The organism is Mycolicibacterium sp. TUM20985 (assembly GCF_030295745.1).
Taxonomy (GTDB): domain Bacteria; phylum Actinomycetota; class Actinomycetes; order Mycobacteriales; family Mycobacteriaceae; genus Mycobacterium.
On record NZ_AP027291.1, the window covers coordinates 2,099,462 to 2,121,186 of the forward strand.

Genomic DNA, 21,725 nt, shown 5'->3' on the forward strand with positions numbered 1-21,725 from the left:
ACCTCCTGGATCGTGACCATGGTCACCCCGCGACGGAGGCGTCGTAGATCGACTGGATCGCCGCGTCGAGCGCGGAGTCGAACTGCTCGTCGGACTGCTGAGCGGACAGGCCCTCGGTCAGGGCGCGGCTGAAACTCGCGATGACGCCGGTGTTCAACGCCAATAGCGCGTCGGCCTCGTCCCGCGAGTAGCCGCCCGACAGCGCCACCACCCGCATCACCCTCGGATGCCTCGTCAGTGCGAGGTAGTGGTTCGGCACGGTCGGCAGCGAGAGCTTGAGCATGACCTCGTGTCCGTCGGGGATGCCGTCGAGCTGCTCGACGAGGACGTCGCGCAGGATGTCCTCGGCCGCGGCCTTGTCGGCGATGGTGACCGTCACCTCGGGCTCGAGGATCGGCACCAGACCGTGTTCGAGTACCTGGTGGGCGAGGTCGAACTGCTGCGTGACGGCATCGGTGATGCCCTTGGCATCGGCTGCGCCGATGACCGATCGCTCCTTGGTGCCGAAGATTCCCTTGTCGACCGCGCGCGTCAGCAGGTCGTCGAGTCCGGGGATGGGTTTCATCAGTTGCACGCCGTCTGCCGCGTCGCCTAGCCCCTTGTCGATCTTCAGGAAGGGCACCACACCCTTGTCGTCCCACAGGTAGCTCGCCGACGGCTTGCCGCCGATCTCGCGGTCCATGGTCTCCTCGAAGAGGATCGCGGCCAGGACCCGGTCCCCGGCGAAGGACGCAGACGTGACGATCCTCGAGCGCATCGCGTGGATCAGGTCGAACATCTCGGCGTCCGAGGAATACTCGTCTTCTTCGATTCCGTACAGTCGCAACGCCTTTGGCGTCGATCCGCCGCTCTGGTCCAGCGCCGCGATGAACCCCTTGCCCGACGTCATCCGCTCAGCCTGGAGGTGATTGGTCATGGCCCGAGCATATTCCCCCGCGGGGAGGAGGATGGGTCCGATGTACGTACCCGGTCACTTCGCACCCGATGACGACGCCGTCGACCAGCTGTTGTCCCAACAGCGTGCGGCCGACCTCGTCACCGCGGGCGAGAACGGCCTCGAGGCGACGATGCTGCCGTTCGTCTACGACCCCGAACGCGCGACGCTGCAGGGGCACTTCGCCCGCAACAACGAGCACTGGCGCCACGTCGATGGCCGGGAGGCGCTGGTGATCGTCCGCGGACCGGACTTCTACGTCACCCCCGGCTGGTACGCGTCGAAGGCCGAGCACGGGCGGGTCGTGCCGACGTGGAACTACGTGGTCGCCCACGTCCACGGCACCGCGACCATTCACGATGACACCGTCTGGCTCGGTGACCTGGTCCGCCGACTCACCGATCACCACGAGGCTCGACGACCCGCGCCGTGGTCGGTGGACGACGCGCCGGAGACGTTCATCGCCGGTCAGCTGAGGGCGATCGTCGGTGTCGAGGTGGCGATCACGCGCATCGACGCCAAGTTCAAGCTCAGCCAGAACCGTCCCGGGGCCGACGTCGACGGGGTGATCGACGGTCTGCGAGCCGATGGTGACACGACTAGCGCCGCCGCGGTCGAAGTCCACCGGCCGACGCGATGTTAGGTAACGCGAGGACGATGCCCGGTCAACGCCGTTGCCGGGTGGCGTTCCAGCGCCAGGCACCCGTGACGATCACCGCGCCGACGATCGAGCCGATGATCCCACTGGGTCGGAAGGCGAGGCCGTCACCGGCGAGGAGGCTGGACAACAGACCCCCCAGGAACGAACCGACGAGACCTGCGACGAAGGCCATCGTCCAGTCGATGCTCTTCGATCCCTTTCCCAGGATGAGCTGGGCGGCCGCGCCGACGACCATGCCGAAGAGGATGAGGCCGATGATCAACATGCGGCGAGAGTAAAACGTCGACCGGCCTGATCGCGCAGGAAGCTGCCGATTAGGTAACCGGACTGCCATCGAACGTCACACCGCGGAAACACAAACGGTATACCGTTCGGCTCACCGGTAGCTGAGAGACGCTCGGCGCCAGGAGTCGAGAACGGCGGTCGTCAGATCCGATGAACACCCCCGCCAGCCCGCTTCTCGACGAGGCCACCAGCCCGCTCGACGCGCGTCAGCGGGCGGTCGTGCAACGGGTGTCCGATGCCGAGCGGGCCCACATCCTGGCGCTCCCCAGCAATGATCCGCTGGACGCCAAACTGCGAGCCCGGGTGCAGGCCACGGGGCCGGAACTATTCGGTCAGCCCGCCGCCATCCGCGCGACGTTGGAGTGCAACGCAACGACTCTCGACACCATCGCCGATCGATTGGTCAGTGGCGTGCGCAGGGTCGTCCTGGTGGGGTGCGGAGACTCGCTCGCCGTGATGGTCGCCGCCCGGCAGGCGCTCGAGAGCATGCTCGCGGTGCCGTGCGAGGCGGTGCAGAGCCTCGAGTTCGCCTACTACCAGGCAGATCTGGTGGACGAGACCACGGCGGTCGTCGCCCTGTCGAGTTCCGGCGAGACGACCAGGACCGTCGAGGCGCTTCTGATGGCCCAGCACCGCGGATCGTATACCGTCGCGATCACGAACACGGCAGGCTCGACCCTGCAGACCGAGGCGAGCACGGCCCTGAAGATCGAGGCCACCCGGGCCGGTTGGCCGACCCAGTCGTCCACCGCGGCGCTGGCCCTGCTCCTCGAACTCGCCATCCGGATCGGCGAGCGCCGCGCCGCGCCGGGGGCAGCAACGCTGCGCACGGCCTTCGGCGGCCTTCCCGAGCTGATGGCCGAGGTGCTGGCCCGGATCGATCCCGTCATCGCCGCGATCGCCGAGTCGGAGGTCGCCGGCGACGCGACCAATGTCCTGTTCTCTGGCGCCGGGCCCAACCTCGCGTCCGCGATCGTCGGGGCAGCCAAGGTCAAGGAGTGCACGACCCTGCACGCGGTCGAGATCCAGGTGGAGGAGTACCACCACTACAACTCCCAGAAGGCCGGTGAGCCGCTCTTCCTCTTCGCTCCCGCGGGTCCGTCGGTGCCGCGCGCGGTGGACACCGGGCGGGACGCGCTGCGCTGGGGCGGCCGACTCTACGTCGTGACCACCGAGGGCGAGCGGGCGTTCGAGGACTCCGGCGCACAGGTCATCACCATGCCCGCCGTGCCAGAGTCGCTGTCGCCCTTGCTCTTCCTGCTCGTCGCTCAACTGGTCGGGTACCACCTCGGCCTGAGCAGCTACGCTGCGGCGGCGCGCGATGAGTGACGCCCCGACCCTGGTCTGCGTCGGCAACCTGACCGTGGACGAAGCCGTGTCCCCCAGCGGGGAACGGGTCGAATCCGTCGGGGGCGACGCCCTCTTCGCCGCGCTCGCGGCCCGATTGGCCGGTGCGACGCCCACCATCCTCGCGCCACTGGGAGTCGACGCCCCACCCGCGATGCTGGCCGCGATCCGCTTAGCCGGTACGGCTCCCGAGTCGTTACCCCGCCGGGATCTACCCATGGTGCGCAACGTGATTCGCTACGACGTCGACGACGGCAGGGTGTGGCACCTGGTGCTCGGTGAGGACCACTTCGAGGAGCTCTCGGTGCATCCGTCCGACGTTGCGGTCAGTGCCCTGTCTGCGTCTGGCGTGCTGCTCTCCGCGATGGCGTTGAATGCGCAACTCGACCTGTCCGCCTGGTTGCGACCCCGAACCGCGGCCACGATCTACTTCGACCCGCAGGAGGACTACGTCGCCGGCCACGAAACCGAGCTCCTGGACGCAGTGCGGGCGTGCGACGTGTTCCTGCCCAGCGAGGTCGAAGCCGCCAGTCTCAGCGGCAGTTCCGACCTGCATGCCGCTGCCGGAACCTTCCTCGAACTCGGACCGCGAGTGGTGGTCGTCAAGCGGGCCGCGGCTGGTTGCCTGGTGGCGACGAGGGAACACCCCGAGCCCGTGCTGATCCCCGCCGACGCCGTGGAACCGGTGGACAGTACCGGGGCGGGTGACGCGTTCTGCGGGGCGTTCGCGGCCGAGCACCTGCGCAGTGGAGACCCCTACGCCGCGGCGGTCGCCGGGGCGGCCGTGGCCCGCACCGCGGTGGGCGGGTCCGGCGTCAGCGCACTGCTTGCCGCCGTCACCGCGACGACCGGGGCGCAGCGATGACGCGCATCACCGTGATCAACCCCAACACCTCCACCGAGCTGACCGAGACCATTACCGCCGCCGCGCAGGCGGTCTCGGGCGCGGACGTCACGGTCACCGGAGTCCACCCGCCCCGCGGCGTGCCCAGCGTCGAGAGCCACGCGGAGGAGGCGATCGCGGCCGTCGGAGTGCTCGACCAGGTCCGCGCGCATCAGGCCGACACCGACGCGTTCGTCATCGCCTGCTTTGGCGACACCGGCGTTCAGGCCGCCCGCGAGATCGCCACGTGTCCGGTCGTCGGAATGACCGAGGCCGCCCTGCAGACCGCATGCCTGCTCGCGCACCGGTTCGTCGTCATCACGATGCCCCCGCGCACCATCGCCCACAGCGACCGCGTCATCCGCGCGCTGGGGCTCGAGCACCGCTGCACCGTCGTCGCCGTCGACGTGCCGGTCGCGGACTTGGTGGGCGGATCGACCCACCTTCTCGAGGCCTTCACCGACGCCGCCAGGACCGCGATCGCGGCCGACGGCGCCGAGGCCGTCGTGTTGGGCTGCGCGGGTCTGGCCGACCTCGTCGCACCGCTGTCTGACACCCTTGGCGTACCCGTCGTCGACGGTGTCGCCGCCGCAGTCGGCATCGCGGCCGGTCTGGTGGCGATGGGCCTCGACACGTCGCGCGTGAACACCTATGCCGCCGTGGAGCTGCCATGAGCGTCGTCTTCCGTCGGGTGCTGATCTACGACGCCGCCGCGCCGACCGGGATGACCGGCCCGGTGGACGTGCTGGTCGAGGGTGACCGCATCACCGCGATCGGCCAAGAGCTGACCGCCCCGTCCGCGGCCCGTGCCGTCGAGGGCGGTGGCCGAAACCTGTTGTTGCCCGGTCTGATCAACGCGCATTTCCACTCACCGGCCAACCACCTGAAGGGTTCGATCCCCAGCTTGCCGCTCGAGCTGTTCATGCTCTTCGAGTCGCCGTCGGACCCCGCCCTGATCCCCAGCCCCCGCGAGGCCTACCTGCGTACCATGCTGGGGGCGATCGAAATGCTGCAGCGCGGGATCACCTGCGTGCAGGACGATGCGTTCCTGATGCCGTACCCCGACCCCGAGATCATCGACGCGGTGGCCTCGGCCTATCGGGACAGCGGGATTCGGGCGTTCCTCGCCCTGGACCAGCCCGAGCTGACGGAGGCCGAGAAGCTGCCGTTCGTCGACGAACTCGATCCCGCGACCCGCCGCGCGTTCGGGGCCGCGGCACCCGCATCCGCCGCGCGACTGCTCGAACTCTACGACCACCTGATCGGCACCTGGCACGGCGCCGCCGACGACCGCATCCGGGCCGCCGTCTCGATCTCGGCACCGCAGCGCGTCAGCCTGGAGTACTTCGCCGCCCTCGACGATCTCGCCGAGCGCCACGGCCTGCCCCTCTACGCGCACATGCTGGAGACCAAGGTGCAACGCACCCTGATGACCGAACAGCCCCGGTTCGCCGGCCGGTCACTGGTCCAATACACTGCTGCGGCAGGGCTTTTGAAGTCCCACACCAACGTGATCCACGCGGTGTGGGTCGACGACGCCGACATGGCCACCATCGCCGACAACGGCTCGACGGTGGTGCACAACCCGGTCAGCAATCTGCGGCTGGGCAGCGGAGTGCTGCCGTGGCGCGCGATGCTCGATCACGGGATCCCGGTCGCGCTGGGCACCGACGAGGCCATCTGCGATGACTCCATCAACGTCTGGACCGTCGCCAAGACCGCCGGTCTGATCCACAACGTGGCCGGCCTTGACAGTGACGACTGGCCAAGCGCCACAGAGGTTCTCACCGCCCTGTGGCAGGGCGGCGCCCGCGCGACCCGGCGGTCCGACGATCTCGGTGCCGTCGCCGAGGGCCGACTCGCCGACCTGGCGCTGGTGGACTTGCACGCCATCGCCTTCACCCCACTCAACGACCTCAGGGAGCAGCTGGTGCATTGCGAGGACGGCCGTGACGTCGTGCTGACCATGGTGGCGGGCCGCGTGGTCGCCGAACATGGCCACGTCACCAGCGTGGACGAGACCGCGCTGCTCGACGAGGCGCGTGAGCTGTTCGCCGCCAAACTGCCTGCGGTCAAGGCGGCCCGGCGCGATGCCGGTGCACTCCTACCCGCCTACCGACACATCGTCGGCCGGGCGGCCGCCTCGAACGTGGGCTTCACCCGCTGGCTGGGCCGATGAGCGCGAACCCGGCCGGTTACGGTCTGACCCCGTTGCCGGACCGTCCCGCCGGCAGCTGGCCGAACGGCGCCCAACTGGCCGTGGTCGTCTGCGTCGGCGTCGAGTCCTACCGCTTCGGCGACGGCCGCAGCGAGGACGTGCTGGCCGACGTGCCCCATCCCGATCTGGTGAACACGGCGTGGCGGGACTACGGAAACCGGGTCGCCGCCTTCCGCCTGTTCGACAGGCTCCAAAGCCTCGGGATCCCACCGACGGTACTGCTGAACACCGACGTCTACGACGAGGCGCCCGCCGTCATGGAGGCCGCGCGCGCCGCCTCCGCCGAGATCGTCGGCCACGGCCGCTCCAACTCCGACGCACTTCCCGGGATGACGCCCGACGTGGAACGGGCGTATCTCGCCGAGGTGGCCGAACGGATCCGGACCTACGAGGGATCGGCCCCGGGTGGCTGGTCGACACCGTGGCTCAGCCATACTCCGGCCACGCTGAACCTGTTGGTGGACAGCGGGTATCGCTATCTACTCGACCTGCGCCTCGACGATCAGCCGGTGTGGTTGCGCACCGAGTCGGGCCCGCTGCTGGCCATTCCCTATGCCGCCGAGCTGAACGACTCCTCGACGATGGTCGGCCGCAGTGTGTCCGCCCGCGACTTCGCCGACATGATCGTCGACGAGTTCACCGAGCTGCACGCCGCCGCGGCGAACACCCCGCTGGTGATGAGCGTCGTCTTGCACTCGTTCATCAGCGGGGTGCCGTTCCGGCTGCGTCCGATCGGTCAGGCACTCGAGCGCATCGCCGGGACCGACGGCGTCTGGCTCACCACCCCGCGGGAGATTCACCAAGCCGTCCTCGATGCGCCGGAGCTGTTCGGTGACTGAGCCCACGCCGACCCCCGTGGCAGAGGTCGACGACTTCTCACTCTCGTTGGTGCGCAACGGCGTGCGTAGCGACGTGCTGAAACACGTCGACCTCCAGATTCAGCCCGGCGAGATCCTCGGCTTGGTCGGCGAATCCGGTTCCGGCAAGAGCGTTCTCGCGCTCAGCCTGCTGGGCATGCTGCCACCCGAGTCGCAGCCACTCACCGAGGGCCGCGTCACCGTCACTGGCGTGGACCTGCTGCGGGCGCGACGCGGTGAGTTGCGTCGGGTGCGACGCGAGGTGCTCGGCGCGATCTTCCAGGACCCGATGACGTCGCTGAACCCGACCATGCGGATCGGCAGGCAGATCGGCGAGGCCACCAACGACGACGCCGAGTCGGTGCGGCTGCTGGAGACCGTCGGGGTGCGCGACGCCGAGTTGCGGCTGCGCGTCTACCCGCACGAACTCTCCGGTGGACTGCGCCAGCGGGTGATGGCGGCGATCGCCGTGGCCGACAAGGGCGCGCGAGGCGACGGGAAGAAGGGACGTCCACGCCTCATCGTCGCCGACGAGCCGACCACTGCGCTCGACGTGACCGTCCAGGCCCAGTTGTTGGACCTGCTGCGGGAACTGCGCGACGACGTCGGCTGCTCGGTGCTGTTGATCACCCACGACCTTGGCGTGGCCGACCAGATCGCCGACCGGCTCGCCGTCCTGCACCACGGCGAACTGGTCGAGATCGGCAAGGCCGCCGACGTCGTGCGCAACCCGCAGCACCCGTACACCCGCTCGCTGCTGGCCGCGCGGCTGACGCTGACGATGCCGCGCGATGAGCGGTTCGAGACCGCCGAGTCGAGTTCGGCCGCAACGGAACCCGCGGTGACGATCCGCCAGCTGCGCAAGACGTTCGACGTCCGGCGCGGACGCGGCGGCTCACGGAAGATCGCCGCCGTCGACGGTGTCGATCTGGAGATCGGCGCGGGTGAGGCCGTGGCCATCGTCGGGGAGAGCGGTTCGGGCAAGTCGACACTGCTGCGGATCGTCGCCGGTCTCGAACGGCCGACGTCCGGGTCGGTCGTCCTGGCCGGTGACGGTGGGCCGCAGATGGTGTTCCAGGATGCCGGCTCGTCGTTGACGCCGTGGCTCAGCATCGGCGAGACGCTGGGGGAGCGACTCCGCCCGCTCAAACTGTCCCGCGGTGAGGTGAAGTCCCGCGTGGCCGAGGCGCTGGCCGCCGTCGATCTGCCACCCGAAATCGCCACGGCGCGTCCCGGTGAGCTGTCCGGCGGGCAGCGCCAGCGCGTGGGCCTGGCCCGCGCGACGATGATCCCGCCGTCGGTGCTGCTGTGCGACGAACCGACCAGTGCGCTGGACGCGTCCCTGGCCAAGAGCGTCCTCGCGCTCATCAGGGACCTGCGGGCCCGGCTCGGGATGACAGTCCTCTTCGTCACCCACGACCTGGCGGTCGCACGGCTGATGGGCGATCGCATCGCGGTGATGCAGGCGGGCCGCATCGTCGAGCTGGGTGTGGCCGAGCAGGTGGTCTCCGATCCGCGCGAGTCCTACACCCGCACCCTGCTCGCGGCGGTCCCGGAGATCGCCTCGTGACGACCGCGACGACGCTGGTGCCCCGGTGGCGGCTGCGGCCCGTGGCGGTCGGAGGCGGAAATCTGGCCCGGCCGGTGGCGTGGGCGCTCGTCGGGCTGCTCGCCCTGGTGACCCTCGTCGCCCTCTTCGCCCGGCTGCTGGCCCCGTACGACCCGATTCAGCCCGTCGGTGCCCTCAACCTGCCACCGCTCAGTCCGGGACACCTGCTGGGTACCGACGGCATCGGTCGAGACCTGTTGTCGCGCACGCTGATCGGCATCCAGGTCAGCTGGTTGAGTGCGCTGGTCGTGGTGGCGAGCGGGCTGCTGATCGGCGGCACCATCGGGCTGATCGCGGGGGCGACCGGGGGGTGGGTCGACTCCCTGCTCCTCATGCGCATCACCGACCTGTTCCTTGCCCTCCCCGGCGCGCTGGTGGCCATCGCGATCGTCGCGGCCCTCGGCTCCGGGCTGACGAACACCCTCATCGGGGTCGCCCTCGTCTGGTGGCCGTACTACGCCCGCATCGTGCGCGGCGAGGTCAAGGCACTGGCCGCGCGCCCATATGTCGAGGCCGCCAAGCTGGCCAAGGTCAGTCGGACCCGCATCCTGACCCGGCACCTGCTGCCCGGCGTCGTCCCGACGGCGGTCATCACGGCCAGCCTCGACATCGGCAACGTCGTGCTGCTGCTCGCAGCGCTGTCGTTCCTGGGTCTCGGACAGCAGGCCCCCGCGCCCGAACTGGGCGCCGACACCGCCCGCACGCTGAGCCAACTGCTGAGCCAGTGGTGGGTGCCCGGCATACCCGGCCTCGCGGTGCTGCTGCTCACCCTGATCGCGAACCTCGGCGGCGACGCCATCCGCAGCCTCATCCCGGTGCGGAGGTGACTGCGATGACGTCCTTCCTGACGCGCCGGTTCTCGACCGCGGTGCTGATCCTGCTGATCCTCACGTTCGTCATCTTCCTCCTGCAGTCGGTGTCACCAGGTGACCCCGCCCGTGCGTACGTCGGGGCCAATGCCTCCAACGAGATGGTGGCCGCCGAACGGCAGCGGCTCGGCCTGAATGATCCGCTGCTGCAACAGTTCACGCGCTACGTCGGTGGATTGTTCACCGGTGACCTCGGCCGGTCGCTGCGCACCCGGCAACCCGTGACCGCCGACATCGCCACCTACCTGCCCGCCACCGCCGAACTGGTCGTCGCGGCGTTCCTCATCGCGCTGGCACTGGCGGCGCTCTACGCCCTGTCGGGTGCCCTGCGCTGGCCGGGCGCCGCCGTCGGTCGCGGGGTCCTGCTGCTGCTGGCCACCGCGCCGCCGTTCCTCCTGGCACTGGTCGGCATCATCGTGTTCTTCGGCCAGTTGGGCTGGTTGCCCGCCAGGGGGGTCGGTGACTTCCAGGATCCGGGTCCGCTCGGCATGCAACTGGTCGACACCCTGCTGCACGGCCAGGCCGACGCCTTCGTCGACGCGTGTAAACACCTGGTGCTGCCCGCGGTCGTGCTGTCGATTGCGCCCGCGGTCGCGATCGGCCGGGTGCTGCGGTCCTCGCTGCACGGTGTCCTCGGCGTCGACTACGTCCGGACGGCCCGCTCGAAGGGGCTGACCGAAACGCAGGTGGTCGTCCACCACGTCGTCCGAAATGCGATCGGCCCGGCCCTCTCCATGGCCGGACTGCAGCTCGGATTCATGTTCGCCGGCGTTGTCGTCGTCGAGCAGATCTTCTCCTGGCCCGGCATTGGTAACTACCTCGCCGCGTCCATCCCAGTCGCGGACTTCCCGGCCATCGCCGGGGTCACCCTCGTGCTGGGAGCGATCTATGTCCTGGCAGGCGTCATCGTCGACCTGCTTCAAGCACTCGCCGACCCGCGGGTGACCGCCGAATGAACCCTCACCGAAGGAGCTCCGCCATGCCCAACCGAAGAATCCGCACCGGCGCTGTGATTGCCTGTGCCGCAATGGCTTTAGCGGTCGCCGGCTGTAGTTCCGGCACCCCGTCCGGTGGCGGGGGTGGCGGCGGCGCTGGGGCCCCGACCGACGGCACGCTGACCGTCGGCCTGCTCGGCGACATCGGCCAGCCGCCCGACCCCGACATCTACTATGCCAACAACGGCACCGCCATCATGATCAATGCGTACGAGGGTCTGGTGCAGTACAAGAACAACACCGACACCGTCGAGATCGCGCCGCGACTGGCCGAGACATGGGAGGTCAATCCCACCAACGACGTGTACACCTTCCACCTCCGCAAGGGCGTGACCTTTCACGACGGGACACCGTTCACCGCGGCCGCGGTCGACGTCGCGTTCAAGCGCAGGATCGCCGTGAAGGGCGGCGCCTCCTACATGGTCGAAGCGGTCAAGAGCGTTGCGACGCCGGACGATTACACCGCGGTGATCACGCTGACCAAGCCGAACACCGCGTTCCTGAGCTACCTGGCCTCGCCGTTCGGCCCGAAGATGGAGAGCCCGGAGGGACTCAAGGCCAACGCCGGCTCCGACGACGCCCAGACCTACCTGTCGTCCCACGATCTGGGCACCGGCCCGTACCAGCTGACCACCGCCGAGACCGGCGTCAAGTACGAGCTGACGCAATTCGACGGCTACTGGGGAACCAAGTCGCCGTTCAAGAAGGTCGAAATGCCGGTCTACACCGACGAATCCGCCCTCGAGCTGGCCTTCGACAACGGCACCGTGGACACCATCGTGGCGGCGTTGCCGTCCTCCAGCCTGGACAAGTACTCCGACGCCGACGGGGTGTCGAACTACTTCCTGCCGACGCTGCAGGGCGCATTGGTCACGGTCAACTCCAGCCATGACTTCTTCAAGACCCCGGAGGCGAGGGTCGCGTTCCTCAAGTCGATCGACCAGGGCAAGCTGGTCGATCAGGTCCTCGGCAAGCGCTCCGAGGTGGCCACGACGATGTACGCGAAGGGCATGATCCCTGGCGGAGCCGACAAGCAGGCGATCTCGTTCGACGACGGCGCGCTGAAGGGTTACGTCGCGGCGCTACCCGCCAACGCGCCCAAGAACCTGGTGATCGGATATGCCAACGGCAACGTCAACGCCCAGTCGATGGCCAACATCGTGGTGGCCAACCTGCAGACCGCCGGTCTCACCGCGTCGGCCCAGGGGTACGACACCTCGACCGTGTTCGGCTGGATCAACGACCCGCCCACCGGACCCGACGCCTTCATCGACGGCAACAACGGTCCCGACGGTGGCGACCCGTACATGTGGGGCCACGTGTTCTGGGACGCCTCGGGCGGCATCAACTACTTCGGCTGCGAGTCCACGGAGGTCAACGGCCTGCTGGACCAGGCCCTCGGCACCGGCGACACGGCGACCTACGTCAAGGCGGGCGACCTCTACGGCCAGACCGGCTGCTTCCTGAACCTGTCGTACAACCGGGACTGGGTGGTGGCGCAGAAGTGGCTGACCGGGGTGCCCGAGAGCCAGAACATCGGGGCCAACGAGCTGAACTTCTCGTTGCTCGGCATCGCGGGGTGATGCCGGGAGACCCCTCGCCGTCCCTGTCGCGGTTGGTCTACTCCACGGTCCGGGAACGGATCATCCTCGGGCAGTATCCGCAGGGGAGTCGACTTCCCGAACAACGGATCGGGGAGGAACTGCACGTGTCCCGTGTCCCCCTGCGGGAGGCCGTGCCGTGGCTGGAGCGCGACGGGTTCGTGCACTCCCGGCCACGGCGCGGCGCCGTGGTGGCGCACTGGGACGCCAAGGCCATCGACGATCTCTTCGACGTCCGCCTGTCGTTGGAGGTCGGGGCGGCCCGCTACGCGGCGCGGCAGGTGTCGTTCGGCGGCCCGATGGACACACTGGACGCGGCGCTCGCGGAGGCACAGCAGACGGTGGCCGGCGGTGACGCGTACGCCATCGCCAAGACGAGCACGGCGTTCCACGAGGCCGTGATCGACACCGCGGGCAACGAGCTGATGGTCAGGTTGATGCGCACCATCTCCGGGCGCATCACGTGGCTGTTCTTCCTCACCAGCGGGCTACCCGCCGACGAGGCGTTCCACGATCACGTGCTCCTGCGGGACGCGATCGCCTCGGGTAACGAACGCGTCGCCGAATCGGTGGCCTACGCGCACATCGAGCGGGACCGGCAGCCGACGTTCGACGCGATGGCGGGCCGGCTCGGCTGATCGGGCCCGCCGCTCACCCGCCGGCCTTCACAGCCGGCTCGTGAGCGGGATCGCCGACAACCGTTGTCGCCCAAGCGGACTCCACGCCTGCACCGCGCAGAAGGGCGCGCACTGATCCTGATCCGATCGCGTGCCGACGTGCACACAACACTGCGTCAGCCGCTCCTCGATCATCGTCGACATGTCCATGAACGGTTTGACCGTGATGCGCACGACCCTCTCGCCCAGCATGCGACGCAAGGCCCGGCGTCGCCCCGGCAATCCCGACGCGGCCAGGGTCAGCAGCGTCGATAGACCCAAATCGCAACTCTCGCAGATGTTTCGCCACACCTCGCCGATGTCCGGATGCGAGAGCGAGGATTGCTCGGACAGGAGGCCGAGCAGTGATTCGCGAACGGCGAGTCGCAGTTCCTGCGGCACCTCGCTGTCAGCGATCCGGTTGGCCACCAGCCCCAGACTCTCCTTGAGGCGCTCCGGCCCGATCAGCGACACCAGCGACCGCCACTGGTCGGAGTCGTCGCGGATCATGTAGCCGACCGAGCAGCAGTGCGGATGCGAGCAGGGCAGAGCAGTCAGGTCGCGCCAGGTGACCAGCCCGTCGGTCTGCGGACCGAGGCGCTTGAGCACGCCGGTGTGGGTGAGCCGGTCCATGGGATCGATGACGCCGGAGCGGCCCGAGCCGAACTGTGGTTGCAGGGAGACGCCACTGACGTACGGCGTGGCGAGGGCGAGGGTGACGACGTCGCCGATCTCGTCATCGTTGACCCCCAGTGCGGCCGTCATCACCAGCGTCGTGAAGATCTCCCGTTCGGAGAGGCGTCTCACGGCATCGGCCTTGATCCGGCGCAGATCTCCACCGCGATGGTGTCGCGACGCCTCGGCGGACAGGCCGTCGAACTGGAGGTAGATCTCGACCCGCTCCCGATGGCGCGTCAGCACGTCGAGCAGCTCGTCGTCCTGCGCGATTCGAAGACCATTGCTGTTGATCAAGATTCGCGTGATCGGCCGGCGGACGAGTTCCTCGAGCAGGTCGGCCAGCCCGGGGTGGACGGTGGGTTCCCCGCCGCTGAGCATCACGACGTCGAGCTTGCCGTTCTCGCGCTCGAGCCTCTGGTCGACGTTGGCCAGCACGTCGGCGACGGGCGCGATCCCGTGCAGGTCGGGGCTGGACTCGGTGAAACACGTCGGGCACCGCAGGTTGCAGGATTCGGTGATGTCGGTCAGCAGGATGCACGTGTGCTGCGTCTGCATCTCGGGTAGCCCGCGCAGATACGCCGCCGGTACGGGGTCGAAGTTGCCCGCCACGTCGGGGGTGTGCGTCTTGGTCGGTGCCGTCCACTCCTCGAGGTAGGTCAAGATCTCGGGGTCCTCGTCGTACATCGTGCGCACCAGACCGTGGCTGCCGCAGGCACGTTCGAGCCACACCCGGCCCTGTCTGGCGGCCAGCCAGCCCGACAGCCGGACGACGTCGGCGAGCGGCCGGTGGGGCTCCTCGGCGTGACACTCCGGACAGAAGGCGTTGACGTAGCGCAGAATCCGATCGTCCCGCAGCGGCATGCCCATCGATCACATTCCTCCGGTGTACATCTCGGGGTTGAGTCCCGTGCAGAAGCCGACGCTGGTGATCGACAGCAGCGCCCAACCGATCATCAGCCCGATGCCCAGACCCTTGCTCCACGGCCGTCGCAGGGCGATGAACCCCCCGCCGCCACCGAAGGCGATGAGCGCCAAGATCACCGCGCCGACTCCCACGACCACGCCGTCGCTGCCCGAGGCGAGCGCCAGCACGACCAACCCCAGGACCAGGTTGATGGCGCCGAAGGCCATGACGCCGAGGACGGCGAAACCGATCACCGTGCCCGTCGTGCTCGGCGGTGGGGGAGGCGGTGGATACCAGCCCGGCGGCGGTGGCGGTGGCGGTGGCGGTGGCGGTGGACCGGTCATGACGCGACCCTCGGTTTTCGGGATAGTGCCTCGTAGTACCCGCGGTGGTGACCACTGCGGAGTCGGAACGCGACCAGCACCAGGCTGGCGAGCAGGAACCATTGCGGCCGTGTCAGATTCAGCCACACCACCTCGTTGGCGCGGGTGAACTCGACGAGGAACCGGAACACCGCGTACGCCGAGACGTACAGCACGAACAGCTCGCCGGGATGGGTGACGCGCGACCGCAGCCACAGCAGCACGCCGAACGCCGCGAGCTGAAAGACGATCTCGTAGACGAAGGACGGGTGCATCGCCTCCCCGGTGAGGCATCCCGGGCACGCCGGTGTGGTGGCGGGCGCGTGGATTCCCCACGGCAGGCTGGTGGGTCGCCCGGGCGCCTCGGTGAGTAGGCAGCCGATCCGCCCCACCGCCATCCCCAGCGCGACGGCGGGCGCGAACAGGTCGCCGGTCTTGCCGCGGTACCCGATGATCCGCTTGGCCACGAGGACGCCGACGTACGCCCCGAGGAGCCCGCCGAGGATGCTGCGCGAACCGAACGCCCAGGCCTCGGCCAGGCTGGGGTTCAGCCGTGGGTCGAGGTGCTCGGCCAGCCCCGAGAGCCGCATCCCGATCGCCCCTCCGACCAATGCTCCCGTGACCGCCACCAGCGACTGTTCTCCCAACGCACCACGGCGCCGAGCCTCGAGGAAGAAGACCACACTCGCCACCAGGACGCCGAGGCCGACGAACACGCCGTGCACGGGCAGGTCGAGCCAACCCACGCGCCACGTCAACCCCATCCGCATACGGTAGTGCGACGTTTCGACGGGTGTGGGAGTCCGGCTCGGGCAAGTCGACGGTCGCTGCGGATGCTCGACGAGTCCGCCGCGTCACTCGACGTGTCGGTGCAGGCGATTCAGCAGGTCAGCCATGACGTGCTGGTCGTGCGCGCCGGCGCGGCCGCGGGTGTAACGAATCCGCGCCCACACCGATGTCTTGGGTGGAAGACACTGTGAGGCCACTGGTCCGCAACCAGTGTCGGGGGATTGGATCGAAGGAGTCGCGCCACGATGGCTGCACCGTTGAAGTTGTGTCACAAGCGAACCGTGTGCGCCGTGTTGGCGTCCGGAATGGTCATCTCACTGACCGCGCTCACGGGCGGTGTCGCACCCGCCTTCGCCAGGCCGGGCGACGAGCCGGTCCTGCCAACCACCACAATCGCGCCGGAGCCGGTCGTCGAGGCGCCCGTGGTGACCGAGGCGCCCGTCGAGACAGCCCCGGCCGCGACGGCGCCGGCGGACATCCCGGCACCCGTTCAGACGCCGGTTCCCACGGTCGAGCCCACCGTCGCGCAGACCGCGGAGGCGCCCCCGCAGACGCGCGCGCCTGCACCCGTCGCGCCCGCCCCCGAGCCCGTCGTCACGTCGACGCGACCGGCACCGGCCAGCACACCGCCACCGGTCACCTCGACGACGACGGATCCCACGACCGACCGGGCCACGTCGAGCCCGGTGACCACGAGTCCGCTGCCCGCGAGCGGGTCGTCGACGCCGCCGCCCTCGCCGGGGCTGGTCGCTCCCACGTCGGCGACGAGCGCGCCGTCCTCCCCGAGTGAAGAGTCCCCGACGCCGTCCTCCGAGTCCTCGGAGTCGTCGTCGAAGTCCTCGTCATCGCCGTCCTCGGAGTCCGAGTCCTCCTCGGCCGCCGAGGCGACACCGCGGGTGATCGAGAAGGTCACCCCGCAGACACTGGTTGCGCCCGCAGAGGACGTGCAGATCGCCAAGGCCGCGAAGATCGTGGAGGAGAAGCCCGCCGAGGCGCCCAAGCAGGAGATCACGGAAATCGCCCGCATCATCGACGTGCAGAATCGGGACAGCGATCCGTTCGGCCAGAATGGGCAGCGCACCGACGATCAGGTCCGGCTCGCAGGCAACTGGGACCGCAATGTGCGTCAGTGGCAGCCGGATTGGGTCGAATACGACCAGTACTACCGCCCGGTGCTGAGCAACCCGTACCGCGATCCGGTGCGGATCGTCTACGTCTACGAGAACGCTCCGCGGGTGGTGTGGATCCCGCCGCTGGCACGTATCGTGCTCGAAGTGGCCCAGTTCGCCGCGTACAGCTTCACGGCGCTGGTGACCAACCCGATCAATCAGGTGCTCAACGTCGCGGTCGGCAGCTTCTTCGGAGGCGGCTACTTCCCGGGAGTGGGACTGCCCCTGCCGCCGGCTCCGCCGCCGCTGCTGAACTTCGCCAACGTGCCCGTGCAGGTGCGTTATCCCGACGCCACCTATCAACCGTTCCGCGTCAACAAGATCGTGGACGTCGGCAACGACGCACAGTTCGGCGAGCGCAAGGTGCTGCTCGACGGCGTTACGCCCGCGTGGGGTGAGTGGAAGCAAAGCCCCTCCGGTGAGCGCAGTTTCGAGGTTCACAAGACCCAGCAGTTCCCGGGCCTCGACGACCCGCGGCCGGGACCGTTGCCGGGTGACTATCAGTTGACGTTGGCGTCGGATGAGTCGCCGTCAGGGATGAACAAGCGGGACGTCTACCTGATCGCGGTGGCCGTGGCGTGCGGCGCGCTGAGCATCGGCGCGGTCGTCCTGGCGGTCTTCATGGGTCGCCGTCGGCGTCCGCTGCACTAGCACTCGGCGGGCAGGCTGACTCCAGTAGTCGAGCCAGCGTGACCTTCAGGGTCGCCAACTGGTCGTCGGACAGTCCTGCCGCGAGGTCACCTTCGACCCGGTGCGCCACCTCGTTCGCGAGGTGCAGGGTGCGGACGACACCAGCGGTGAGATCGAGCGCGTGGTTCCTCCGGTCGCCGGCAGCGACGGCGCGCTTGATCAGCCTGCGCTTGGTCAGCTCATCGATGAGTTGGCTCGTGGTGGTGCGGCCGGACCACACCGTGCCAGATCGGTCGGGCGTTCTGACGTTCGTCCTGGTCACGACGTCCGCTGGGCGGGCGATCCAGGCCGGCCACAACACCGAGATTCGAGCTGACTAGCGCGCTACGGGCCAGTCCCAGACGGACATGTCGCCGCGGGGATAGTTCATGCACACGTCGGTGGCCTTGGCGACCACGCCCTTGTTGTTGAAGAACACCTTGGCCCAGTTGCCCCAGTGCGTGGCCACGTTCTCGTAGTAGACGTTCGTGGCGGTGTTCTCGGAGTACTGGCGTCGGGCGACCGGGTCCAGCGAGAAGAACCAGTGGATGCGGTCGAACGCCTGCTGCTGGACGTCGGCGGGGCGGTTGCTCCGGTCGATCATGTACCGCTCGAAGTACACCGGGCTGGTGTCCCGCGCGGCCTGCAGGTACTGCTCGGTGTCACAGGTGGTGATGATGATCCGGTGGGGGATCGGGAAGTCGTCGGTCGCGTCGGCCGCGGCCGTGCCGGCCAAGGTCGTCGCGACGAACCCACATGCGGCCACGGCCAAGCCGCCCCGGAGCGCGATGGTGCGTAGGGACTTCATCATGAACTCTCTCCTCGGACGGGTGGAGCGGTCTCGGCGTGGACCGGGGTCGGCCACGGTTCGGGCTTGGGTCGTTGCCGGACGTGCGTCGGCCACCAGAACCACTTGCCGAGCATCGCGGCGATGGCGGGCGTCATGAACGACCGGACCACCAGGGTGTCGAACAGCAGGCCCAGGCCGATCGTCGTGCCGACCTGACCGATGACGGCCAGCTCACTCACCGCCATCGACATCATGGTGAACGCGAACACCAGTCCCGCCGACGTCACGACGGATCCGGTACCGCCCATCGACCTGATGATGCCCGTGTTGAGCCCGGCGTGGATCTCCTCCTTGAACCGCGACACCAGCAACAGGTTGTAGTCAGCGCCGACGGCCAACAGGATGATCACCGACATGGCCGCGACCATCCAGTGCAGCTCCAGGCCAAGCAGGTGCTGCCAGATGAGGACGGACAACCCGAGCGAGGCGCCGAGGGACAGGATCACCGTTCCCACGATCACCGCGGACGCGACTACGGCCCGCGTGATGAGCAGCATGATGATGAAGATCAGGGCCAGCGAGGCGATGCCGGCGATCAGCAGGTCCCAGGCGTTGCCGTCGGCCATGTCCTTGAACGTCGCCGCGGTGCCCGCGAGGTAGATCTTCGAACCCTCCAGCGGAGTGCCCTTGATGGCCTCCTTGGCCGACTGCTTGATGGCATCGATGTGCGCGATGCCTTCCTCGCTCATCGGATCGCCCTCGTGGCTGATGATGAACCGCGCCGAGTGCCCGTCGGGCGAGATGAAGTTCTTCATGCCCTTCTTGAACTCGGCGTTGTCGAAGATCTCCGGCGGCAGGTAGAACGAGTCGTCGTTCTTGGAGGCGTCGAACGCCTCACCCATCGCGGTCGAGTTCTCCTGCATCGCCGCCATCTGGTCTGACATGCCCTTTTGGGTCTGGTACATCGTCAGCATCATGGTCTTCATCGACTTCATCGTCGCGAGCATCGGCGGCAGCGAGGCACTCAGCTGAGGCATCAGCTTGTCCAGCTCGTCGAGGTTCACGACGAGGCCGCCGAGCTGATCACTCAGGGCATCGATGCCGTCGAGGGTGTCGAAGATCGATCGCGTCGCCCAGCAGAGCGGGATGTCGTAGCAGTGCGGCTCCCAGTACAGATAGGAGCGGATGGGCCGGAAGAAGTCGTCGAAGTCCGCGATGTGGTCGCGCAGCTCGTTGGTGGTGGCGACGGTTTCCTTGGTCTTGGCCGTCAGGTCGTGAGTGACCTTGTTGAGTTGGTCCATCAGCACCAGCATGCGTTCGAGATTCTCGATCATGCCCTGCATCTCGTCGGCCTGCTTGAGCATGCTGGCGAACGAATCCTGTTGATACTTCAGGTTCATCTGCTGCGTGGTGCCCTGCATGCTGATCTGGAACGGGATCGAGGTGTGCTCGATCGGGGTGCCCAGCGGCCGGGTGATCGTCTGCACGCGCCCGATTCCCGGGGTCCGGAACACCGCCTTGGCGATCTTGTCCAGCACCAGGAAGTCGGCCGAGTTGCGGAGGTCGTGATCGCTCTCGATCATCATCAGCTCGGGGTTCATCCGGGCTTGAGAGAAGTGGCGATCGGCCGCCGCGTAACCCTCGTTGGCCGGGAGGTCGGCAGGCAGATAATCGCGGTCGTTGTAGTTCGTCTTGTATCCGGGCAGGGTCAGCAGGCCCACCAGGCTCAGCGCGATCGTCGCCACCAGGACCGGTCCCGGCCACCGCACGACGAGGGCGCCGATCTTGCGCCAGCCCCTGGTGCGCATGGCCCGCTTTGGTTCGAGCAACCCGAACTTGCTGGCGATCGTCACCACTGCGGGCCCGAGGGTCAACGCGCAGAGGACGACGACGATCATGCCGATGGCCAACGGAACGCCGAGGGTCTGGAAGTAGGGCAAGCGCGTGAAGCTCAAGCAGAACGTGGCGCCGGCGATCGTCAGGCCGGAGCCCAGCACGACGTGCGCCGTGCCGTTGAACATCGTGTGGTAGGCGTCTTCTCGGCTCTCACCCACACTTCGGGCCTCCTGATATCGACCTATCAGGAAGATCGCGTAGTCCGTTGCCGCGGCGATCGCCAACGTGACGAGCAGGTTGGTGGCGAAGGTCGACAGACCGATGACGTCGTGGAAGCCGAGGAAGGCGACGATGCCACGGGCCGCTGCCAGTTCGAGGACCACCATGACCAGCACGATCAACACCGTGACGATCGATCGGTACACCAGCAGCAGCATGACCAGGATGATGCCGATGGTCACCGTCTCGATGAGCCGAAGGCTTCGGTCACCGGCGATCGTCTGATCGGCCTGCAGGGCGGCGGGTCCCGTGACGTAGGCCTTGAGGCCTGGTGGCAACGGTGTGTCGGCGACGAGCTTCTGCACGGCCTCGACGGACTCGTTGGCCAAGGTCTCGCCCTGATTGCCCGCCAGGTAGACCTGGAAGTACATCGCCTTGCCGTCATTGCTCTGGGAGCCCGCCGCGGTCAGCGGGTCACTCCAGAAGTCCTGGACGTGTTCGACGTGCTTGGGATCGGCCTCGAGCTTGCGGACCAACCCGTCGTAGAACGCGTGCGCCTCGTCACCCAGCGGCTGGTCGCTCTCCAGCACGATCATGGCCGAGCTGTTGGACTTGAACTCCTCGAACGTGGCGCCGATGTGCTGCATCGAGATCACCGACGGCGCGTCGTTGGGGCTCATCGACACGGTCCGCATCTTGCCGACCTCTTCGAGCTGGGGTACCAGCACGTTGCCGAGGGCGATGATGACGATCCAGCCCAGGATGATGGGCAGCGCCAGGGTGCGGATCAGCCGGGGGAGGCGGTGGCGTACCTGCTCTGAGGGGGGCGTGGCGGTCGCGATGGCGTCCGTCGTGGGCTCGTAGTCGGGCGCGCGGTGATCGGGGGGCGTCATGCGTTCTTCACCAGGCAGAAGGTCTGGGCGTTGACGCCGTCGGTGGTCCTCTCGTCCTTGACCTCGTCATCGACGGTGATGCGGCACGAGATGGCGCTCCCGTCACCCTGCGCGACGATGTTCGGAAGGACCGAGGGCGCGGTCGTGCTCAGCGTCATCGACCAGGGCAGGGCGGCGCCGTCGACCCGGACCGGCTTGGAATCCAGGTCGAGGTAGTTGATGTCGGCGTAGCTGCCCGAACCGAAGATCTCGTACTTGACGACCTTGGGGTTGAACGGTTCGGCGTCGTCGGCGAAGTTCTTCGGCGTGACCAGGATTCCCTCGGCGCCGAAGAAGGTGCGGACGCGATGCACGGTGAACCCGGCGACCACCACCACGATGATGATCACGATGGGGATCCATGCTCTACGCAAAACCTTGGTCATAACCCCTACCCACAACGGCTACCTGAGATTGAAATGAGAGATTAGCCCATATAACTGTATTGTGGATAACCGCGAC

At 68.0% G+C, this 21,725-nt stretch carries 24 protein-coding genes; 13 read left to right on the forward strand and 11 right to left on the reverse strand.

Annotation, left to right across the window (positions count from 1 at the left end):
* Positions 1-22: 22 nt before the first annotated feature.
* Positions 23-916, reverse strand: a complete 894-nt coding sequence (locus QUE68_RS10275) for a fructose bisphosphate aldolase (RefSeq protein ID WP_284225947.1) — start codon at positions 914-916, stop codon at positions 23-25.
* 40 nt (positions 917-956) lie between these two features.
* Here QUE68_RS10275 and QUE68_RS10280 point away from each other — a divergent pair, with 40 nt between their 5' ends.
* Positions 957-1,577 (forward strand): FMN-binding negative transcriptional regulator, encoded by a 621-nt coding sequence (locus QUE68_RS10280; protein ID WP_284225948.1) that lies wholly within the window; start codon positions 957-959, stop codon positions 1,575-1,577.
* A 22-nt stretch (positions 1,578-1,599) separates the two neighbouring features.
* On the opposite strand, the gene QUE68_RS10285 is transcribed toward QUE68_RS10280, so the two are convergent.
* Positions 1,600-1,860, reverse strand: coding sequence for a GlsB/YeaQ/YmgE family stress response membrane protein (locus QUE68_RS10285; protein ID WP_284225949.1), 261 nt, complete (start codon positions 1,858-1,860; stop codon positions 1,600-1,602).
* 170 nt (positions 1,861-2,030) lie between these two features.
* Here QUE68_RS10285 and QUE68_RS10290 point away from each other — a divergent pair, with 170 nt between their 5' ends.
* The 10 genes from QUE68_RS10290 to QUE68_RS10335 all read left to right on the forward strand — a co-directional run bounded on the left by QUE68_RS10290 (position 2,031) and on the right by QUE68_RS10335 (position 12,897).
* On the forward strand, positions 2,031-3,209 hold the full coding sequence (locus QUE68_RS10290; RefSeq protein ID WP_284225950.1) for an SIS domain-containing protein: 1,179 nt from the start codon (positions 2,031-2,033) through the stop codon (positions 3,207-3,209).
* Positions 3,202-4,092, forward strand: a complete 891-nt coding sequence (locus QUE68_RS10295; protein WP_284225951.1) for a carbohydrate kinase family protein — start codon at positions 3,202-3,204, stop codon at positions 4,090-4,092. Before QUE68_RS10290 ends, QUE68_RS10295 begins: the two co-directional genes overlap by 8 nt.
* Positions 4,089-4,784 (forward strand): aspartate/glutamate racemase family protein, encoded by a 696-nt coding sequence (locus tag QUE68_RS10300; RefSeq protein ID WP_284225952.1) that lies wholly within the window; start codon positions 4,089-4,091, stop codon positions 4,782-4,784. The genes QUE68_RS10295 and QUE68_RS10300 overlap by 4 nt, the downstream gene beginning before the upstream one ends.
* Positions 4,781-6,289 carry an amidohydrolase family protein gene (locus QUE68_RS10305; RefSeq protein ID WP_284225953.1) on the forward strand — a complete coding sequence of 503 codons (1,509 nt, stop codon included), beginning with the start codon at positions 4,781-4,783 and terminating at the stop codon, positions 6,287-6,289. Before QUE68_RS10300 ends, QUE68_RS10305 begins: the two co-directional genes overlap by 4 nt.
* Entirely contained in the window at positions 6,286-7,167 is an 882-nt protein-coding gene (locus QUE68_RS10310) for a polysaccharide deacetylase family protein (RefSeq protein WP_284225954.1), read from the forward strand. Before QUE68_RS10305 ends, QUE68_RS10310 begins: the two co-directional genes overlap by 4 nt.
* Positions 7,160-8,755 (forward strand): ATP-binding cassette domain-containing protein, encoded by a 1,596-nt coding sequence (locus QUE68_RS10315; RefSeq protein WP_284225955.1) that lies wholly within the window; start codon positions 7,160-7,162, stop codon positions 8,753-8,755. The genes QUE68_RS10310 and QUE68_RS10315 overlap by 8 nt, the downstream gene beginning before the upstream one ends.
* Entirely contained in the window at positions 8,752-9,621 is an 870-nt protein-coding gene (locus QUE68_RS10320) for an ABC transporter permease (RefSeq protein ID WP_284225956.1), read from the forward strand. The genes QUE68_RS10315 and QUE68_RS10320 overlap by 4 nt, the downstream gene beginning before the upstream one ends.
* Positions 9,622-9,626: 5 nt before the next feature.
* Positions 9,627-10,619 carry an ABC transporter permease gene (locus QUE68_RS10325; RefSeq protein ID WP_284225957.1) on the forward strand — a complete coding sequence of 331 codons (993 nt, stop codon included), beginning with the start codon at positions 9,627-9,629 and terminating at the stop codon, positions 10,617-10,619.
* A gap of 71 nt (positions 10,620-10,690) precedes the next feature.
* Positions 10,691-12,241, forward strand: a complete 1,551-nt coding sequence (locus tag QUE68_RS10330; RefSeq protein ID WP_284225958.1) for an ABC transporter substrate-binding protein — start codon at positions 10,691-10,693, stop codon at positions 12,239-12,241.
* The gene (locus tag QUE68_RS10335; protein ID WP_284225959.1) at positions 12,241-12,897 is read left to right on the forward strand and encodes a GntR family transcriptional regulator; all 657 of its coding nucleotides are present in this window, start codon (positions 12,241-12,243) and stop codon (positions 12,895-12,897) included. The genes QUE68_RS10330 and QUE68_RS10335 overlap by 1 nt, the downstream gene beginning before the upstream one ends.
* A gap of 27 nt (positions 12,898-12,924) precedes the next feature.
* On the opposite strand, the gene QUE68_RS10340 is transcribed toward QUE68_RS10335, so the two are convergent.
* Genes QUE68_RS10340 through QUE68_RS10350 form a run of 3 tightly spaced genes read right to left on the reverse strand, consistent with a single transcriptional unit; the run spans position 12,925 to position 15,623 of the window.
* Complete coding sequence (locus QUE68_RS10340) at positions 12,925-14,454, reverse strand: radical SAM protein (RefSeq protein WP_284230823.1); 1,530 nt, start codon at positions 14,452-14,454, stop codon at positions 12,925-12,927.
* Positions 14,455-14,463: 9 nt separating this feature from the next.
* Positions 14,464-14,841 carry a hypothetical protein gene (locus tag QUE68_RS10345; protein ID WP_284225960.1) on the reverse strand — a complete coding sequence of 126 codons (378 nt, stop codon included), beginning with the start codon at positions 14,839-14,841 and terminating at the stop codon, positions 14,464-14,466.
* Positions 14,838-15,623, reverse strand: coding sequence for a prolipoprotein diacylglyceryl transferase (locus QUE68_RS10350; protein WP_284225962.1), 786 nt, complete (start codon positions 15,621-15,623; stop codon positions 14,838-14,840). The genes QUE68_RS10345 and QUE68_RS10350 overlap by 4 nt, the downstream gene beginning before the upstream one ends.
* Positions 15,624-15,692: 69 nt before the next feature.
* Here QUE68_RS10350 and QUE68_RS10355 point away from each other — a divergent pair, with 69 nt between their 5' ends.
* The gene (locus tag QUE68_RS10355) at positions 15,693-15,839 is read left to right on the forward strand and encodes a hypothetical protein (protein ID WP_284225963.1); all 147 of its coding nucleotides are present in this window, start codon (positions 15,693-15,695) and stop codon (positions 15,837-15,839) included.
* A 77-nt stretch (positions 15,840-15,916) separates the two neighbouring features.
* Here QUE68_RS10355 and QUE68_RS10360 read toward each other — a convergent pair whose 3' ends face one another.
* Both QUE68_RS10360 and QUE68_RS10365 read right to left on the reverse strand, forming a co-directional pair.
* Positions 15,917-16,126: a hypothetical protein gene (locus QUE68_RS10360; RefSeq protein ID WP_284225964.1), complete on the reverse strand. Its 210-nt coding sequence runs from the start codon at positions 16,124-16,126 to the stop codon at positions 15,917-15,919.
* A 12-nt stretch (positions 16,127-16,138) separates the two neighbouring features.
* Positions 16,139-16,561, reverse strand: a complete 423-nt coding sequence (locus QUE68_RS10365) for a hypothetical protein (protein ID WP_284225965.1) — start codon at positions 16,559-16,561, stop codon at positions 16,139-16,141.
* Here QUE68_RS10365 and QUE68_RS10370 point away from each other — a divergent pair.
* Positions 16,545-17,468, forward strand: a complete 924-nt coding sequence (locus QUE68_RS10370; protein ID WP_284225966.1) for a hypothetical protein — start codon at positions 16,545-16,547, stop codon at positions 17,466-17,468. The genes QUE68_RS10365 and QUE68_RS10370 overlap by 17 nt on opposite strands.
* On the opposite strand, the gene QUE68_RS10375 is transcribed toward QUE68_RS10370, so the two are convergent.
* From QUE68_RS10375 to QUE68_RS10390, 4 genes are read right to left on the reverse strand one after another with little or no spacing between them, the layout of a single operon-like run.
* Positions 17,437-17,769 carry a helix-turn-helix domain-containing protein gene (locus QUE68_RS10375; protein ID WP_284225967.1) on the reverse strand — a complete coding sequence of 111 codons (333 nt, stop codon included), beginning with the start codon at positions 17,767-17,769 and terminating at the stop codon, positions 17,437-17,439. The two genes, QUE68_RS10370 and QUE68_RS10375, sit on opposite strands and share 32 nt — an antisense overlap.
* A gap of 54 nt (positions 17,770-17,823) precedes the next feature.
* Complete coding sequence (locus QUE68_RS10380) at positions 17,824-18,294, reverse strand: DUF5078 domain-containing protein (RefSeq protein ID WP_284230825.1); 471 nt, start codon at positions 18,292-18,294, stop codon at positions 17,824-17,826.
* Entirely contained in the window at positions 18,294-21,224 is a 2,931-nt protein-coding gene (locus QUE68_RS10385) for an MMPL/RND family transporter (protein WP_284225968.1), read from the reverse strand. Before QUE68_RS10385 ends, QUE68_RS10380 begins: the two co-directional genes overlap by 1 nt.
* The gene (locus QUE68_RS10390) at positions 21,221-21,649 is read right to left on the reverse strand and encodes an MmpS family transport accessory protein (protein WP_284225969.1); all 429 of its coding nucleotides are present in this window, start codon (positions 21,647-21,649) and stop codon (positions 21,221-21,223) included. Before QUE68_RS10390 ends, QUE68_RS10385 begins: the two co-directional genes overlap by 4 nt.
* Positions 21,650-21,725: the final 76 nt, after the last annotated feature.